Source organism: Pseudoalteromonas sp. CH_XMU1449-3 (genome assembly GCF_037027245.1).
Classification (GTDB): Bacteria; Pseudomonadota; Gammaproteobacteria; order Enterobacterales; family Alteromonadaceae; genus Pseudoalteromonas; species Pseudoalteromonas shioyasakiensis.
In genome coordinates this window covers 221,470-237,148 of record NZ_JAYMDY010000002.1, presented here as the reverse complement: position 1 = coordinate 237,148, position 15,679 = coordinate 221,470, and the positions used below count along the sequence as shown (strand labels likewise).

At 42.0% G+C, this 15,679-nt stretch carries 16 protein-coding genes; 12 read left to right on the top strand and 4 right to left on the bottom strand.

The annotated features are described in order from the left end of the window. Positions 1-2 precede the first annotated feature (2 nt). Together WA256_RS03585 and WA256_RS03580 are read right to left on the bottom strand one after the other, a co-directional pair. Positions 3-947 (bottom strand): DUF58 domain-containing protein, encoded by a 945-nt coding sequence (locus WA256_RS03585; RefSeq protein ID WP_055020719.1) that lies wholly within the window; start codon positions 945-947, stop codon positions 3-5. A 3-nt stretch (positions 948-950) separates the two neighbouring features. Then, a complete protein-coding gene (locus WA256_RS03580) occupies positions 951-1,907 on the bottom strand; it encodes an AAA family ATPase (RefSeq protein ID WP_335989053.1) in 957 nt (318 codons plus the stop codon). 336 nt (positions 1,908-2,243) lie between these two features. On the opposite strand from WA256_RS03580, the gene fadI reads away from it, so the two are divergent. The 5 genes from fadI (at position 2,244) to WA256_RS03555 (ending at position 7,218) form a co-directional block, all read left to right on the top strand. Next, positions 2,244-3,554 (top strand): acetyl-CoA C-acyltransferase FadI, encoded by a 1,311-nt coding sequence (gene fadI / locus WA256_RS03575; RefSeq protein ID WP_054553218.1) that lies wholly within the window; start codon positions 2,244-2,246, stop codon positions 3,552-3,554. Beyond that, entirely contained in the window at positions 3,554-5,779 is a 2,226-nt protein-coding gene (gene fadJ / locus WA256_RS03570; RefSeq protein ID WP_335989052.1) for a fatty acid oxidation complex subunit alpha FadJ, read from the top strand. Before fadI ends, fadJ begins: the two co-directional genes overlap by 1 nt. A gap of 135 nt (positions 5,780-5,914) precedes the next feature. After that, complete coding sequence (locus tag WA256_RS03565) at positions 5,915-6,265, top strand: type II toxin-antitoxin system RelE/ParE family toxin (protein ID WP_058586352.1); 351 nt, start codon at positions 5,915-5,917, stop codon at positions 6,263-6,265. Positions 6,266-6,270: 5 nt separating this feature from the next. After that, positions 6,271-6,573, top strand: a complete 303-nt coding sequence (locus WA256_RS03560) for a helix-turn-helix domain-containing protein (protein WP_054553216.1) — start codon at positions 6,271-6,273, stop codon at positions 6,571-6,573. A 114-nt stretch (positions 6,574-6,687) separates the two neighbouring features. Next, positions 6,688-7,218 carry a GNAT family N-acetyltransferase gene (locus WA256_RS03555; RefSeq protein ID WP_175079233.1) on the top strand — a complete coding sequence of 177 codons (531 nt, stop codon included), beginning with the start codon at positions 6,688-6,690 and terminating at the stop codon, positions 7,216-7,218. A 13-nt stretch (positions 7,219-7,231) separates the two neighbouring features. Here the strand turns inward: WA256_RS03555 and WA256_RS03550 are convergent, their stop codons facing one another. Further along, positions 7,232-7,618 carry an MmcQ/YjbR family DNA-binding protein gene (locus WA256_RS03550; protein ID WP_054553214.1) on the bottom strand — a complete coding sequence of 129 codons (387 nt, stop codon included), beginning with the start codon at positions 7,616-7,618 and terminating at the stop codon, positions 7,232-7,234. A 190-nt stretch (positions 7,619-7,808) separates the two neighbouring features. On the opposite strand from WA256_RS03550, the gene efpL reads away from it, so the two are divergent. From efpL to WA256_RS03515, 7 genes are all read left to right on the top strand, one after another. Further along, positions 7,809-8,381, top strand: a complete 573-nt coding sequence (gene efpL / locus WA256_RS03545; protein ID WP_055020721.1) for an elongation factor P-like protein EfpL — start codon at positions 7,809-7,811, stop codon at positions 8,379-8,381. A gap of 146 nt (positions 8,382-8,527) precedes the next feature. Continuing rightward, a complete protein-coding gene (locus WA256_RS03540; RefSeq protein WP_062566830.1) occupies positions 8,528-9,256 on the top strand; it encodes an RDD family protein in 729 nt (242 codons plus the stop codon). Continuing rightward, entirely contained in the window at positions 9,253-10,203 is a 951-nt protein-coding gene (locus tag WA256_RS03535; RefSeq protein ID WP_335989045.1) for a stage II sporulation protein M, read from the top strand. The genes WA256_RS03540 and WA256_RS03535 overlap by 4 nt, the downstream gene beginning before the upstream one ends. Then, positions 10,193-11,653 carry a hypothetical protein gene (locus WA256_RS03530; RefSeq protein ID WP_335989043.1) on the top strand — a complete coding sequence of 487 codons (1,461 nt, stop codon included), beginning with the start codon at positions 10,193-10,195 and terminating at the stop codon, positions 11,651-11,653. The genes WA256_RS03535 and WA256_RS03530 overlap by 11 nt, the downstream gene beginning before the upstream one ends. Further along, entirely contained in the window at positions 11,643-12,791 is a 1,149-nt protein-coding gene (locus WA256_RS03525; RefSeq protein WP_335989041.1) for a DUF4350 domain-containing protein, read from the top strand. Before WA256_RS03530 ends, WA256_RS03525 begins: the two co-directional genes overlap by 11 nt. Further along, entirely contained in the window at positions 12,788-13,771 is a 984-nt protein-coding gene (locus WA256_RS03520; RefSeq protein WP_062566833.1) for an AAA family ATPase, read from the top strand. The genes WA256_RS03525 and WA256_RS03520 overlap by 4 nt, the downstream gene beginning before the upstream one ends. Continuing rightward, complete coding sequence (locus WA256_RS03515) at positions 13,768-15,087, top strand: DUF58 domain-containing protein (RefSeq protein WP_335989038.1); 1,320 nt, start codon at positions 13,768-13,770, stop codon at positions 15,085-15,087. Before WA256_RS03520 ends, WA256_RS03515 begins: the two co-directional genes overlap by 4 nt. Positions 15,088-15,168: 81 nt before the next feature. Here the strand turns inward: WA256_RS03515 and WA256_RS03510 are convergent, their stop codons facing one another. Continuing rightward, a complete protein-coding gene (locus WA256_RS03510; protein WP_062566835.1) occupies positions 15,169-15,645 on the bottom strand; it encodes a DUF4234 domain-containing protein in 477 nt (158 codons plus the stop codon). Between the last annotated feature and the right edge of the window lie 34 nt (positions 15,646-15,679).

Here is a 15,679-nt window from a genome sequence, read left to right as displayed (position 1 = left end):
TGTTACTTTCTCACTAATTGCAGCTCAAGAGGAGTGGCTGCACTGAATGAAATTAAACTAAGCCCAGATTTTTGTAAGCGTTTTAATCTGTTAGAAAACGACTCTTCAGCTGACTTGGCAAAGCGTTCACGAAATTGCTTATCCATTAATGGTAAAGCAAGCTCTTGGCCATTTGCTGATACAGTCACCGTTTGTTTAAAAGCAGGTAGCTGGTGCTCGAACGGATCGCTAATATGACAGCCAATCAATTCACAGTGCCTGCTCAACATTTCAAGTTGTTTGAAACTTGCTTCATCAAGGGCGCTAAAATCAGAAACGATATAAACCAAGCTTCCTGGTTTTGCTAAATGATTAAGACGTTTAAGGTTTTCGCTAAATAAGCTGGTGGCTGTTTGATCGATATTAGTCAGAGCTTGGCTGTGAATATCACATAAGTTGTGACAAAGCTTTAATACGGCTTTTTCACGTGAGGTGGGTTTTAATTCGTGATGACCTTGCTGATTAAACACCAAGCCACCAATGCGATCACCTCGTTGACACGCCGACCAAGCAACCAATGCGCTAATGTGCGCTGCTTGCACTGACTTTAATAATAACTTCGAGCCAAACAGCATCGAGTTAGAAAAGTCGGTAAATACAAAAACTGGGCGTTCTTTTTCTTCTTGAAACAACTTAGTGTGGGTTTCGCCAGTGCGTGCAGTAACACGCCAGTCGATAGAGCGTATGTCATCACCGGCTTGGTAATGGCGCACCTCGGCAAACTCCATACCACGCCCCTTGTGAGGCGCAAGGTATTGCCCAGCCAAGCTGTTTTTGATTTTTACTTTGGGCGCAAGTTCTAGCAAACGAGCTTTGGCTTTGTAATACATCAACTCTTTGAGTGATAAATTGACGCCTTGACTATGACTCGCTGCTAACCACGCCGCTGTATCAAATTGGCTCGACATAGCTTATGGCACTGCCACCAATTCTAAAATACGGCTGATCACATCGTCTTTACTGATGCCATCGGCCTGTGCTTCGTAACTTAAGATAATACGGTGACGCAATACATTATGCAGCACTGCTTGAATATCATCTGGGGCAACAAAGTCACGGCCTTCTAGCCAAGCATGTGCGCGGGCACACTTATCAAGGGCAATCGTTGCACGTGGGCTTGCGCCATATTCAATCCAGCGGCCAAGTTGTTCATCAAGCTCTGCGGCTTCACGAGTGGCAACAATTAACTGTACTAGGTATTTCTCAAGCGGCTCAGCTAAATACAAACCTAATATCGCTTTACGGGCAGCAAATAGCTCACTTTGACTAATTTGCTGTGTTGTTGCTTGCTTGTCAGAAATAGCCTCGCCACGGGTTAGGCGTAGGATATCTAATTCGTGTTCAGCACCCGGGTAATCAATGCTCAAATGCAATAAGAAGCGGTCAAGCTGAGCTTCTGGTAGTGGGTAAGTGCCTTCTTGTTCTAGCGGGTTTTGGGTTGCCATAACCATAAATAGATCAGACAGTGGATAGGTGTTTTTACCTACCGTTACTTGGCGTTCAGCCATGGCTTCTAGTAGGGCTGATTGCACTTTAGCAGGAGCACGGTTTATTTCATCTGCCAAAATTATGTTATGAAATAATGGGCCTTTTTCAAATACGAACTCACTGGTTTGCTGGCGATAAATATCGGTACCAGTTACATCTGCAGGTAATAAGTCTGGGGTAAATTGTACACGTTGGAAACTGCCTTCAACGCCTTTCGCTAAGGCATTGACTGCACGCGTTTTCGCAAGACCCGGAGGGCCTTCAACTAATAAGTGGCCATCTGCCAAAATTGCGATTAACAGTGCTTGAGTTAATTGTGGTTGGCCGATAATTTGCGTGTCTAGATATGATTTTAATTGTGAAAATGCGTTAACTGCCATAATAAAAAGACTGTCCTAAAAGCGTGAGTCAAAAATTGTTTTTGTTATGCGCCAATGCGTTATATTCAGTACCGATAAATTATTTGCGCGGTACCGTGGTGGGGCGCTATTAACAAGTTATAAGGATTCAAAAGTTATAACACAAGTGTTAGACACAAAATCCTCAAATAGTTCGTTATTTTTTAAGGATTTTTAGCCTACCATATAAATACGGTGTTTTTTTGTAAATAGGCTGAAAAAAGCCTATGGTTGAAAACTTACTATTGGCATTCGTACACGGGTTGTTTTAGAATCAGGAAAAACAAACAGGTCAGACCTGTCAGCGGGAGAGCATAAATGTCTGAGCAAAATATACTTAAAACAGCAAAAGGCGATCGTATCGCTATCGTTAGCGGCCTGCGAACGCCATTCGCAAAGCAAGCCACAGCATTCCATCATGTACCAGCCCTTGATATGGGTAAGTTAGTTGTCAACGAAATGCTTGAACGACTTAACTTTGATAAATCTGAAATTGACCAACTTGTATTTGGACAAGTAGTGCAAATGCCAGAAGCGCCAAATATTGCCCGTGAAATTGTATTAGGTACGGGTATGCCTGTTTCTGTTGATGCTTATTCTGTTTCGCGTGCGTGTGCAACAAGTTTCCAAGCCATTGCTAACGTAGCCGAGTCAATTATGGCAGGCTCAGTGCAAGTAGGTATTGCCGGTGGTGCTGACTCATCGTCTGTATTACCTATTGGTGTTAGTAAAAAATTAGCGGGCAGCCTTGTTGATTTAAACAAAGCACGTACGCTTGGTCAGCGATTAAAGATTTTCTCAAAACTACGTTTAAAAGATTTACTTCCAGTTCCGCCTGCGGTCGCTGAGTACTCTACTGGTTTATCTATGGGTCAAACGGCTGAGCAAATGGCGAAAACACATAGCATCAGCCGTGAAGATCAAGATGCTTTAGCACATCGTTCGCACACCCTTGCAAGTCAGGCGTGGGCTGATGGTAAACTTAAAGATGAAGTAATGACTGCCCATGTTGCACCTTATAAGAGCTTTATTGAGCAAGACAATAACATTCGTCATAACTCAACGGTTGAAGGCTACGCGAAATTAAAACCAGTATTTGACCGTCAGCACGGATCAGTGACTGCAGCTAACGCAACGCCATTAACTGATGGGGCCGCTGCGGTATTAATGATGAGTGAGAGTAAAGCCAAAGCATTGGGTTACGACATTCTAGGTTATGTACGCAGTTTTGCTTTCTCAGCAATTGGTGTACATGAAGATATGCTAATGGGTCCGGCGCACTCAACGCCAATTGCCCTAGATAGAGCAGGTATCACATTAGCTGATTTAGATTTAATCGAAATGCATGAAGCATTTGCAGCGCAAACACTGGCTAATATGAAGATGTTTGCGTCAGATAAATTTGCACAAGAAAAGCTAGGTCGCAGCAAAGCGATCGGCGAAATTAACATGGACAAGTTCAATGTATTAGGTGGCTCACTTGCATACGGTCACCCATTTGCGGCAACAGGTGCGCGCCTGATCACGCAAAGCTTACATGAACTTAATCGTCGCGGTGGCGGCTTAGCGCTTACGACTGCATGTGCAGCGGGTGGCTTAGGCGCAGCCTTTGTATTGGAGAGTGCGTAATGACAGATTCAGTATTTAGTTTATCAGTGGCAGATGACGGCGTAGCCGTTGTAACCATTGATGTGCCGGGTGAGAAAATGAACACCCTGCGCAGCAGTTTTGCAGAAGATTTAAAAACCTTACTCAAAGACGCACAAGCGCAAGCAGTAAAAGGCATGGTATTTATCAGTGGTAAAAGCGATAACTTTATCGCCGGCGCTGATATTAAAATGCTTGATAGCGCAAATAGCCGTGAAGATGCATTAGCATTAAGCGAAATGTGTCAGCAAGCATTTTTTGATATGAAAAAGCTGCCTTTTCCAACAGTAAGTGCTATTCATGGTGCTGCATTGGGTGGCGGTTTAGAGTTTGCTTTAGCGTGTGATTATCGCGTGTGTTCAGACAGCGATATCACTAAGCTTGGTTTGCCAGAAGTACAGTTAGGCTTATTACCTGGTGGTGGCGGTACTCAACGTTTACCAAAATTAGTTGGCTTGCAAAAAGCACTTGAGTGGATGCTTACAGGTAAGCAAGTGCGTGCTAAGCAAGCGAAGAAAACAGGCTTAGTAAATGACTGTGTACCACACAGTGTATTACTTGACGTTGCTAAAGAGTTTGCTCTGAAAGGTAAGGCGAAGGCTACTAAACCTAAGCTAGACCGTTTAAGTCAATTACTTGAGTCAAACCCATTTGGTCGTAATATTATTTTCAAAAAAGCACAAGAAAACGTGCTGAAGAAAACAGGCGGTCACTACCCGGCACCTTTAGCCATTATTAAAGCGGTTCGTGCAAGTGTTGAACTTGATCAGTTAAAAGCATACAAAACTGAAGCTGAAGGCTTTGCCACGCTGGTAATGAGTGATGAGTCAAAAGCATTACGCGGTATTTTCTTTGCAACCACTGAAATGAAAAAAGAGTGGCGTAATGATGATGCGCCAGCAATCGCTAAAGCGGCAGTATTAGGCGGCGGCCTCATGGGCGCGGGTATTGCCCATGTTAGTGCTGTAAAAGCGGGTGTTCCAGTGCGCATTAAAGATGTGGCAGAAAAGGGCATCAGCAATGCAATGAACTACAGCTATAAGATTTTAGATAAAAAGCAAAAGCGTCGTATTTTATCTAAAGCTGATCTACAACAAACCATGAACCGCATTACCGGTACCACCGATTACAGCGGCTTTAAACACATTGATATCGTTATCGAAGCCGTGTTTGAAGATCTTGCTTTAAAGCAAGGTATGGTTGCTGATGTAGAACGTGAATGCCAAGACAACACGATTTTTGCAAGTAATACTTCGTCATTACCGATTGCACAAATCGCTGCGGATGCTGCACGTCCAGAAAATGTAATTGGTCTGCATTACTTCTCACCTGTTGAGAAGATGCCACTTGTTGAGATCATTCCTCATGCTGGTACGTCTGAAGAAACTATCGCTCGCGTCGTTAACTTTGCCCGTAAGCAAGGTAAAACACCGATTGTGGTTAAAGACATGGCTGGTTTCTATGTAAACCGTATCTTAGCGCCTTATGTCAATGAAGCGGCTAATTTACTGCTTGCAGGTGAGCCGATTGAAAAGATTGACCAAGCATTAGTAGAGTTTGGTTTCCCGGTAGGTCCTTTAGCGTTACTTGATGAAGTAGGGATTGATATCGGTTCTAAAATTGCGCCAATCCTTGAAAAAGAATTGGGCGAGCGCTTTAAAGCCCCGGATGCCTTTAATCGCTTAATTGACTCTAAGCGTTTAGGCCGTAAGACAGGCCGTGGTTTTTATCTTTACGACAAGAAAGATAAAAAAGTGGATGAGTCAGTTTACGAGCTACTGGGTGTTACGCCATCACCTCGTTTAAACAAGAGCGAAATTGCTAAACGTTGTGTTGCGCAAATGCTAAATGAAGCGGTGCGCTGTTTAGATGATGGCATTATTGCAAGTCCGCGTGATGGTGATATTGGTGCTATTTTTGGTATTGGTTTCCCACCATTCTTAGGCGGTCCATTTAGCTATATGGATAAACTGGGTGCAGCACAAGTGAGCTCTGAAATGGCGACTTTTGCTAACTACAACCCAATTTTCACACCTTGCGATACGTTAAAAGCAATGGCTGAAAAAGGTGGTCGTTTTTACCAAGCAGAAAGCGAAGAGCCGGCAGTAGTTGAAGCTAAGCCTGTCGATCCGGTTGAAGTAACCAAAGAAGTGGTTGAAGACGAGCAAGCGTCAGAAGATGCCGATACAGAAACGACTAAAAGCTAATTCTTTAAATTAGTTAATTTTAAAAGCCCTGCTCATTGAGCGGGGCTTTTTTATTGGTTAGAAGTTGAGCGGATTAAATCTTGACTATAGGTTATTATCTATATAGATTTAAATCTATGGTCAAGGAGGGCTCATATGTGGTTAGTTGAAACAACCGACAGGTTCGATAATTGGTTTGACGCCTTAGATGACACAGACCGAACTAATGTACTTGCGTGTTTATTGGTTCTTCAGGAGCGAGGTCCTATGCTAGCAAGACCTTATGCAGATACAGTGTATGGTTCTTGTTTTAGTAATATGAAGGAGTTAAGGATTCAAAGTAAAGGGATTCCGATACGTGCTTTTTTTGCTTTTGATCCAAACCGTAAAGCGATTGTTCTCTGTGCGGGTAATAAAAACTCAAATGAAAAAAGGTTTTATGAGCAAATGATCCCGATAGCTGATAGTGAATATTCGGCTCACCTAGATAAGTTAGAAAAGAGGTAAATATAATGGCTAGAACACTGGAAAAGTTATTGGCGAATGAAAAACCAGAAGTGGTAGCCAAAGCTAAGAAAGCGGCGTCAGATATGCTTCTTAATATTCATTTAGCAGAGCTTCGTGAACATATGAAACTAACACAGGGCGAGATGGCGAAAGAGCTTGGTGTCAAGCAGCCAACGATATCTGACATGGAGAAACCAGGTCGTGACGTTAGATTATCATCATTAAAGCGTTATGTTGAAGCTGCTGGGGGTACCTTAAGACTTGATGTTGAGCTCCCGGACGGGAGTCATTTTGGCTTTGAAGTTTAACTAAATTAAGTCTAAAAAATGTGGGCTTTTTTCTTCTATATTGGCCATAAGTGGTATTTAACTCACGAAATCAGTTTGTTATAACTAGGTTTATTTACAAAGCGATTAATCACCATGACTCTCACCACTGCGCGATTAACATTACGGCTGTTAAATGCCGATGACTGGCCATTGTTTTATACTTTGCATAATGATGCCGAAGTTATAGCTAAATGCTTCGATAAGCCCTCAGAGGCGCAGCTGCGAGCTAAGTTTAATGAACGCTTAAAGCCTTGGCAGCCAAATTCGAATTCACCACTTTGTTTAGTTATTGTTGAAACCAGTACTGGTAAAGAGGTGGGGGTAACTGGGTTTACTTCATCAACAGTGCCAGATAGTCAAGAAGTCGGTTATTTGTTGCTGCCTAATTTTCATGGTCGTGGCTATGCCACAGAGTCTTTGCAAGCAGTGCTTGATTACGCCAAATCAGAACATGCTGTACGTGAATTTAAAGCGGTTGTCACCGAGGGTAATATCGGTTCAGAAAAAGTACTTGAGAAATGTGGTTTTCAGTTAGTTGATAAGCAGCTAGATGCGTATGCTATTGGCGGTGTTTTGTATACCGATCATCATTTTCATTTAAGTTGCACTGATCACAGAGCGTGATCAGTGCGCAATTTTACAGATGAAGCTCAATTGCTTTTCTGTCTTTTTCTGGCATATTCGCAACCACTAAATCAAACGAATTATCAATCATTCGTTCAATCTCTCCTTGTGGTACGGTGCCGTCTAAAATAACCGTATTCCATAAACGTTTGTTCATGTGATAACCCGGGATCACCGACGGGAAAATATCACGCAGTGCTTGGGCTTCATCTGGATCGCATTTCAGATTTAGCCACCATACAAGGTTTCCCTCATCGTCTGTTTGGCCTTCTTTGCCCTCGGCAAGGGTGGCAAACATTTTATGATTCACCTTGTAAACGTCGACATCTTGGCCAAATGGTTGGGTGATCATCACCAATGGCTTTTTCATTAAATACTCGTGTACTGTGTGTTGATTCATGATCCAATCCTTGAAGTCATTTTTCGTAGTTATAAAGATAGCAGCTTTTTCGTAGTTTTGAGACAACTATTGTCATAATTTGCTGAAAAATCGAATAAATAACGGCTGCGAGTCAAAACTGTAAATTTTTATTGAACAAAAGCCATTACGTGGTAAATTTCTGTCATCAAAAAACGATAGGAATACACCCATGCCTAAGGCAAGTGAAGTTAAAAAAGGCGCCGCTATCGAGCATAACGGCCGTGTTTTAGTAGTTAAAGATATTCAACGTTCAGTACCACAAGGTCGTGCTGGTGGCAGTTTATACCGCATGCGTTTATACGATGTGGTAACAGGTGGTAAAGTTGATGAAACATTTAAAGACAGCGACATGCTAAAGCTTGCTGATCTCATTCGTCGTGAAGCTATGTTCTCTTACATTGACGGTGAAGAGTATGTTTTCATGGATAACGAAGACTACACGCCATATAACCTAAATAAAGAAGCAATCAGCGAAGAGATTTTATTCGTTAATGAAGAAACTCAAGGTCTTCACGTTATTGTGATTGATGGCTCGCCAGTTGGCTTAGATTTACCATCGAGTGTTGAGCTTGTAGTTGAAGAAACTGACCCTTCAATCAAAGGCGCTTCAGCAAGTGCACGTTCAAAGCCTGCACGTTTAACAACGGGTTTAACGATTCAAGTTCCTGAGCATATTTCAACAGGCGACCGTATTCGTATTAATACCGTTGAGCATAAATTTATGGGTCGCGCAGAAAAATAATTCTGTAACCCCTTTGAAAGCCGGCTTATAGCCGGTTTTTTTGTTTTATTTGTAACGCGCTCATAACAAAATTCATTGAAAAAGGAACGAAAAACGCGCATTATTATTGGCTTACGAAAACAATAATAAATACCAGTAGTAGATTAATGTTGAACCACGGATTGGAAAACAGAGAATACATCAAACTCCCCGAAGGCGTTGATATCGCCATTACTCCCGCTGGCGTTGTTGCCCGAAGCTATGCCTACATCATCGATTTTATTATCCGTAGTTTGGTTTTACTTGCTGTAGGTACTGTATTTGCCTTTTTTGGCGATGCTGGGCAAGGACTTATATTAATTGCTTACTTTTTAATTTCATGGGGTTATAACATCCTGTTTGAAATGGAAAGTGGCCAAACGCCGGGTAAAAAACGCCTAAAAATTCGTGTTGTGCAAGACAATGGTTTACCAGCAAGCTTTTCGCAAATTGTAGTGCGTAACCTACTACGCCCAGCCGATATGCTACCTATAGGCTATTTCTTAGGCCTTGTGGTTATGTTGTTTAACAACCGTTTTAAACGCATTGGTGATTGGGCTGCAGGCACCATGGTTATTTACGACGATGAGTTAGCTACGCGCCCTGAATTATCTCAAGGTGAAGTGCATATTCCTACCATTAGCTTAACCACCGAAGAGCAATTAGCGGTGCTTGCTTTTGCAGAGCGTCATGATGAATTATCTGATGCAAGGCGCCGTGAGTTGGCAGCTATTTTAGCTGCACCGTTTTCTGCTGAAGAGCATGAGATTGAGGCGCAGCTCGTTAGCTATGCACGCCACTTTGCTGGGCAAGTTCAACACGATAACGATTACCCGCAGCAGGAGGGTAAGCAATGAAGCAAGCTCAATTTGTAAAATCAAATAGTGTCAGTTGGGATGAGTTTGAAGCGCTTTGTGAACAAAATAGTGCAGAGTCTTTACCTGTTAATTTCCCTAACTTGTATCGCAAAGTCTGTAATGATTTAGCCATTGCGCAAAGTCGTCAATATAGTCCAGTGTTGATCGAGCAAATAAACAGGCTGGTGCAGTTAGGGCAGAAGCGCCTTTATTTATCTCGAAGCAATCAATTTTCTGAAATATGGCATGTGGCCCGCACGGCATTTCCGCGTGCACTGTATGAAAATCGTTTAATGCTTGGTATTAACCTATTGGCATTCTGGGGATTGGCCTTAATTGCTTTTATTTGGGTGACAATAGACCCTGATGCTGCGTATACATTTTTAGGGCAAGGCACCGTACTTAATATCGAACAAATGTATAACCCTAGTGGTAGCGTTCAATCTGCTGAGCGCGGCGCATCGCAAGATCTGATGATGTTCGGGGTCTATATTTACAATAACATTGGTATCGCATTTCAGATGTTTGCAGGTGGCGTATTGTTCTGTGTTGGCGCTGCTTTTTTCTTATTGTTCAATAGTTTTTATTTTGGTGCTGTTGCAGCTCACATTGTGAATGTTGGATTTGAAGGGCCGTTTTTTTCGTTTGTAATAACCCATGGTTCGTTTGAGTTAACCGCTATCATTATTGCCTCAGCGGCCGGGTGTCAAATAGGTTACGGCTTGTTAAACCCTGGACAGTATACCCGCGCATATGAGATGAAACAGGCTGCACAAAAAGCGCTTCCACTGATTGTTGGCGCATTTTTGATGTTAGTCATTGCCGCTTTTATCGAAGCATTTTGGTCACCCCGTGATATTGCTAACGAAGTTAAATATTTAGTTGGCAGCGGTTGCTGGGCTTATGTTATTTTTCGCTTATACAGGGGAATGCGCTATGGAGCTTAATCGTCTTAGCTTCAATCCTCGCAAACGCAGTGCTTACGAAACCTTCGATTTAACAGTGTTGCTAGTTAAGCAGCATGCTGTGGCATTGGTCTCTTTGTATTTGATGATGGCAGTACCCGTATTTTTGATTGTCGGCTTTTTATTAAGCTGGGGCATAGGTGGCTTTGTTGTTTGGTGGCTTAAACCTGTATTTGAGCGACCTTTACTCGATTACATGTCAAAAGCGGTTTTCAATCAGCCAGTCAACATAATGAGTAGCTTAAAGTCACTCAAGCAGTTAAAAATGACTGATATGTTGGCGCATTTAACCGTTTTTAGGCTCAGCCCAAACAGAGCATTTTTAGCCCCTGTAGAACAACTTGAACGACTATCAGGTGAGCGCAAAACTAAGCGTAAGCAGGTGTTGTTTGCTTCAACTAAGCCTAAGCAGACATTGTGGATGCTGTTCTGTGTACATTTTGAGTTTATCTTATTGATGGGAATATCGGCACTGACAATTGCACTTGTGCCCCATTCATTCTCTGCACTAGAAGCCATGTACCAAATACTCGAAGCGCCAATCTGGGTTGAGATAGCGTTTAACTTTATTTATATCATCAGTATCTCGTTAGTGGCACCGTTATTTGTAACAGGTGGTTTCCTTGCTTATTTACACCGCCGTGTCGAACTAGAAGGCTGGGATATCGAGCTGGCATTTAAAAATATTCGCACCCGTCTTGCAGGCGTAGTCAGTGCTGTAGCACTACTTATACTTACAACGTTTACGCTGAAACCATCAACAAGCTATGCAGAGCAAATCGATAAGCAAGCGGTAAAAGAGCAAGTTACAGCTCTTTATAATGAGCCTAATGTCATTGAAACTGAGACCACATGGGTGCCAAATATCGAAGCAAAAGCGAGTTCATCAGATAGTGATTGGTCTTGGCTTATCGATGTGTTCACTGCCATTGGCGAAGTGTTTGGCGTGTTAGTTTGGCTATTGGTCGGTTTATTAGTTATTTGGCTAGTTTATTATCTGATGCAAAAGCGTGGCTTTTTTGCCAACTTAAGCTTGCCTGAGCGCAGTAAAGTGAATGAAGAGCCTGTTATCCCAACCTTATTTGCAGAAATTAAAAGCAAAGATTTACCTACAGATTTAATTGCCGCAGCAAAGCAGTGTTTTGAGCGAGGTGAGCACCGCTTGGCGTTGGCGTATTTGCTTCATCATGCGCTGAGTTGGGCGCAGCAACAACATGAAGTGCGCTTGCACCGCTCGATGACTGAGCGCGAATGTAAACGTGCAATTGATGCTAGGGTGCCAAATCAAGGGCAAGCAATTTTTGCCCGCTTATTTTCTGCGTGGGTCACGGTTGCTTGGGGCCATAAAACCCCTGATATCGACTTTATCGAGCTGACAGAGCAAATTACGGCAATGACAACAAAGACTAAGGAGCAAGCCCATGAAGCTTAAGGTTGTGCTCATAGCGGTGCTAGTGGTGTTTAGCTTATTTGTTATTGCTGGTATTGCTTCTTTAGATTGGCAGAAAAAAGAAATAGAAATTGGCTTTCATAGTGATGTGGCCAAAGATAACTTTACGATGGCTAAGCGGCTGCTTAAAGTCAATGGTATCGATTGGAATAAAAATAAACGCTTGGCAGAGCAAGCACAAAGTGATGAGTTAAACATAGACCCGCAAAGTATCTTAATTATGGATGAGGCGGTGCTTGCTGACTCTTACCAATTAGATATACAGCTTGCTGATTGGGTCGCTGAAGGCGGGCGTTTAATTTATGTATTAAACAGGCAACGTGATGAGCTGGCGATAGATAGCACAGTATTTTTTAGTCAGCTTGGCATCAATGTAGAAAGCCAAGAAGATGTATTTGAATATGACTTTGCGATGCTCAAAGAAGGGAATAAAAATAGTACTTTATCAATTGATGAAATCACTCAGCTTGACCTTGAGCTAAGCCGTGCCTTTTTTATTGAAAACTGCCCCGGTGTGAGTACAAATAATGATAACGGCGATACCTTGATGTGTGACTTTGCATTTGGTCAAGGTCGGGTCATTGTGATGCCATCGCTGTTACCTTTTACAAATTACCGACTTCGCCATCTGGATCATGGCAGTTTATTACTTTGGTTAAGTAAAGGGGCTGAAAAAGTAACCTATGTACCTTACCTGACTTACCCAAATTGGTTTGCCAAATTATGGCACTGGAGCTGGCAATTTGTGGTGACGTTGCTGTTATTAATTGTGCTTGCAGTGTGGCATATCAGTAGTCGTATCGGCCGCTCTTATGCTCCTGACTTCGATATAAAAACCAGCTTTAATCAGCATATTCGTGCAGTAGCAAATTTCTATTCAGAGCATGGTCACGAAGCCGTGTTATTTACTGCACTCAAGAAAGATTTTTACGCCAAAGTAGAGTCGCGAGTGCCTAACTTTAAGATGCTTAGTGCTGAAAAGCAGGCGCAGATCATCGCTAATTTAACTCATTTTGAAAAACACAATGTGGCTGAGTTGCTTGCTAGCAAGTTGCCTGAGTCCAAAGAACAACGAACAGAATATATAAAACGATTTAAACAATTAAGGAATGCCTTATGAGCACGGAATTAGACACTAATCGCATGAGCTTAGTTGAGGCAGCTGATGCAGTAAAACAAGTAAAGCATAACATTTCGCGTGTGTTAGTTGGTCAAGATGCCATTGTTGAAGATGTGCTTACAGTGCTCTTTGCGGGTGGTCATGTGTTACTTGAAGGGGTTCCTGGGCTTGGTAAAACGCTACTGGTTAGAGCCTTAGCAAAAAGCTTAAATGTAGACTTTTCGCGAGTGCAGTTTACACCGGATTTAATGCCTTCAGATGTTGTTGGTCATAGTTTATATGATATGAAATCAGGTGAGTTTAATATCAAAAAAGGCCCAGCATTTACTAATATTTTGCTGGCTGATGAAATCAACCGTGCACCAGCTAAAACGCAATCAGCTCTTCTAGAGGTGATGCAAGAGCAACAAATCACCATTGATGGCGAGTCATTATCTATTGATTCACCGTTTATGGTATTAGCCACTCAAAACCCATTAGATCAAGAAGGGACGTACCCACTGCCTGAGGCTGAATTAGACCGTTTTATGATGAAAGTGGAGCTTGGTTTTCCTTCTCATGAATCGGAAGTTGAGCTTTTAAAACTGAATACACAAATTGTCTCTAATGAAACCAAAGTAGAGCAGCTCCCTGCGGTATTGGATGCTAATCGAATTGCGGAAATTAAACAGCTTTGTGCAGATATCTTAGTAGACGAACAAATACTGAATTATGCCGTCGATATCGTGCGTAGTTCACGAACTTGGCAAGGCGTATTGCACGGCGCAGGGTTACGTGCCTCAATTAATATCATTAAAGCGGCAAAAGTAATGGCATTAATGAATGGCCGTGACTTTGTAACTCCTGATGATGTGAAGTCAGTGTCTGTGAATATTTTAAGACACCGATTAATTTTATCGGCTGATTTGGAGCTGGAAGGGGTGTCATTTGATGAAGTGATCAATGCCATTTTAGCCAGTGTTGAAGCGCCACGCTCATGAATCGCATTAAGCATAGACCTGCAAAACGCTTAGTACAATTAACAGCTTTGTTGCTGTTATTGTTGCTTGTCTGTGCCATTGCATCAGTTGACAGCTTAGTGCTAACGGCCTTGCTCTTAGTGCCTTTATTGCTCGCATTTGTAGATTACATAGCGGCGAAGTCAGAGCCTTTACTTGAAGTAAGTGCACAAACGAGTCTTAACATGGCTTTGTATCGCCGCCAAGCATTGCAGGTAGTGATTAAAAACAAAGCGAAGCATGCGACCATGCTAGATGTCAGTGTTCATTTAAGTAATGCTATTGAGCTGCAAAAGCCACAGCAAACGGTGTTTATAGATGCAATGCAACAAGTAAAGCAGAGCTTTACATTACGCGCTCACAAACGAGGTGATGCGCAGATCAGTGCCATTGAACTTAGGGTAGGGTCGCCATTTGGCCTTTGGCAAACAAACTGGTTAGCTGCGCAAGCAATTCAATTAAAAGTGTATCCCGATTTTAGCCGGGTTACTTCAAAGCAGCATTTAAATGGCGTAGTGAATAAGCCTATTTCAGGCTTAAAGCTCACTAAAAAGCGCGGTGATGGTATCGAATTTCAGCAATTACGTGAATACCGCCAAGGTGATAGTGTTAGGCAGATAGACTGGCAGGCGACCAGTAAGCGTCGAAAACTCATTTCTCGTGAGTATCAAGAAGAGCAAAATCAACACGTAATAGTGATGCTAGACGCCTCTAAAAAAATGGCCATTGAAGCTAATGAAGGCAGCCACTTTGATCATGCTTTAAATGCATTGCTACTACTGTCGCACACAGTTTTAAAGCAAGGTGATTGGTTTAGCATGCAAAGCTTTAATCAAAACCTGCGCTGGTTACCCGATGTAAAAGGCGCGCAGAATGTATCACGGGTGATGAATCACTTTTATGATCTATACCCAGATAAGAGCAGCAGTGACTATTTAGTGGCTGTAAACCAATTAATCGCTAAACGCAGTAAACGTTCTTTAGTGTTATTAGTTACTACCCTTGATGAGCAAAGCATTGATGAGTTAATGCCTGCAATTAAGCTATTACAAAAACACCACTTAGTGGCACTTATTAATATTAATAACCGTGCTGTAAATGAGGTGCTCGAGGAGCCTATTGAAAAGTACGAAGATGCAACCAGCTATTGTGCAGCATTAGCACTACTAAATTCACATAAAGCCAATATGGCGAAGTTGAAAAAACAAGGTGTAATAGCCATAGATTGTAACCCTGAGCAGCTACTACCGCATGTGCTTAACACCTATTTAAATGTGAAGCACTCCGGGGCATTGTAATAACCTAGTACCAACCCGCAATCCCGCAATAAAAAAGGCATTGAATTCAATGCCTTTTTTATTAGCTAATAAGCGAAACGATTATTTTTGATTATCAATAGCTTCGTTAATTTTGTATTGGAAATAAATAACGTTAAAGAAAAACGTTAAAATACCACCTAAATGAACTGGTTCATTACTGCCTTCATTAATCAACTCTTTAATCGATGTACGAAGAGAGAAAATTAATACAATGGCAACAACAAACGAAATCAGTGACACAATACCACCAATTTCAGGTGAAATTCCTGTAAAAGACAACGCAATATTCACAATGTACAAAGCAACATAGCCATAAACTAAGCCTTGGCTTACCTGGTTTTTTGCTAATGCATTGGCTTTATTGGTTCGGCTTACTAGCCAGTATACGGCGTAGATACCAAATGTGAAAAGACATAAAAAGAACACGCCCCAAGCAGAAAAGCGGTCAAAGTTTAAAATAGGTTTATTACCACCATTATTTTGCTGAGTAAGCTCAGCTTCTGGCGCTTCATAGATGTTAGCTGATTCTTCAGACATAACGATTCCTCATAATTATTTTTGTATATTCCTT

What these genes read in the sequence shown, in the direction of transcription:
- WA256_RS03585 (WP_055020719.1), bottom strand. Translation starts at nt 947, where the DNA reads ATGTCGAGCCAATTTGATACAGCGGCGTGGTTAGCAGCGAGTCATAGT.
- WA256_RS03580 (WP_335989053.1), bottom strand. Translation starts at nt 1,907, where the DNA reads ATGGCAGTTAACGCATTTTCACAATTAAAATCATATCTAGACACGCAA.
- fadI (WP_054553218.1), top strand. Translation starts at nt 2,244, where the DNA reads ATGTCTGAGCAAAATATACTTAAAACAGCAAAAGGCGATCGTATCGCT.
- fadJ (WP_335989052.1), top strand. Translation starts at nt 3,554, where the DNA reads ATGACAGATTCAGTATTTAGTTTATCAGTGGCAGATGACGGCGTAGCC.
- WA256_RS03565 (WP_058586352.1), top strand. Translation starts at nt 5,915, where the DNA reads ATGTGGTTAGTTGAAACAACCGACAGGTTCGATAATTGGTTTGACGCC.
- WA256_RS03560 (WP_054553216.1), top strand. Translation starts at nt 6,271, where the DNA reads ATGGCTAGAACACTGGAAAAGTTATTGGCGAATGAAAAACCAGAAGTG.
- WA256_RS03555 (WP_175079233.1), top strand. Translation starts at nt 6,688, where the DNA reads ATGACTCTCACCACTGCGCGATTAACATTACGGCTGTTAAATGCCGAT.
- WA256_RS03550 (WP_054553214.1), bottom strand. Translation starts at nt 7,618, where the DNA reads ATGAATCAACACACAGTACACGAGTATTTAATGAAAAAGCCATTGGTG.
- efpL (WP_055020721.1), top strand. Translation starts at nt 7,809, where the DNA reads ATGCCTAAGGCAAGTGAAGTTAAAAAAGGCGCCGCTATCGAGCATAAC.
- WA256_RS03540 (WP_062566830.1), top strand. Translation starts at nt 8,528, where the DNA reads ATGTTGAACCACGGATTGGAAAACAGAGAATACATCAAACTCCCCGAA.
- WA256_RS03535 (WP_335989045.1), top strand. Translation starts at nt 9,253, where the DNA reads ATGAAGCAAGCTCAATTTGTAAAATCAAATAGTGTCAGTTGGGATGAG.
- WA256_RS03530 (WP_335989043.1), top strand. Translation starts at nt 10,193, where the DNA reads ATGGAGCTTAATCGTCTTAGCTTCAATCCTCGCAAACGCAGTGCTTAC.
- WA256_RS03525 (WP_335989041.1), top strand. Translation starts at nt 11,643, where the DNA reads ATGAAGCTTAAGGTTGTGCTCATAGCGGTGCTAGTGGTGTTTAGCTTA.
- WA256_RS03520 (WP_062566833.1), top strand. Translation starts at nt 12,788, where the DNA reads ATGAGCACGGAATTAGACACTAATCGCATGAGCTTAGTTGAGGCAGCT.
- WA256_RS03515 (WP_335989038.1), top strand. Translation starts at nt 13,768, where the DNA reads ATGAATCGCATTAAGCATAGACCTGCAAAACGCTTAGTACAATTAACA.
- WA256_RS03510 (WP_062566835.1), bottom strand. Translation starts at nt 15,645, where the DNA reads ATGTCTGAAGAATCAGCTAACATCTATGAAGCGCCAGAAGCTGAGCTT.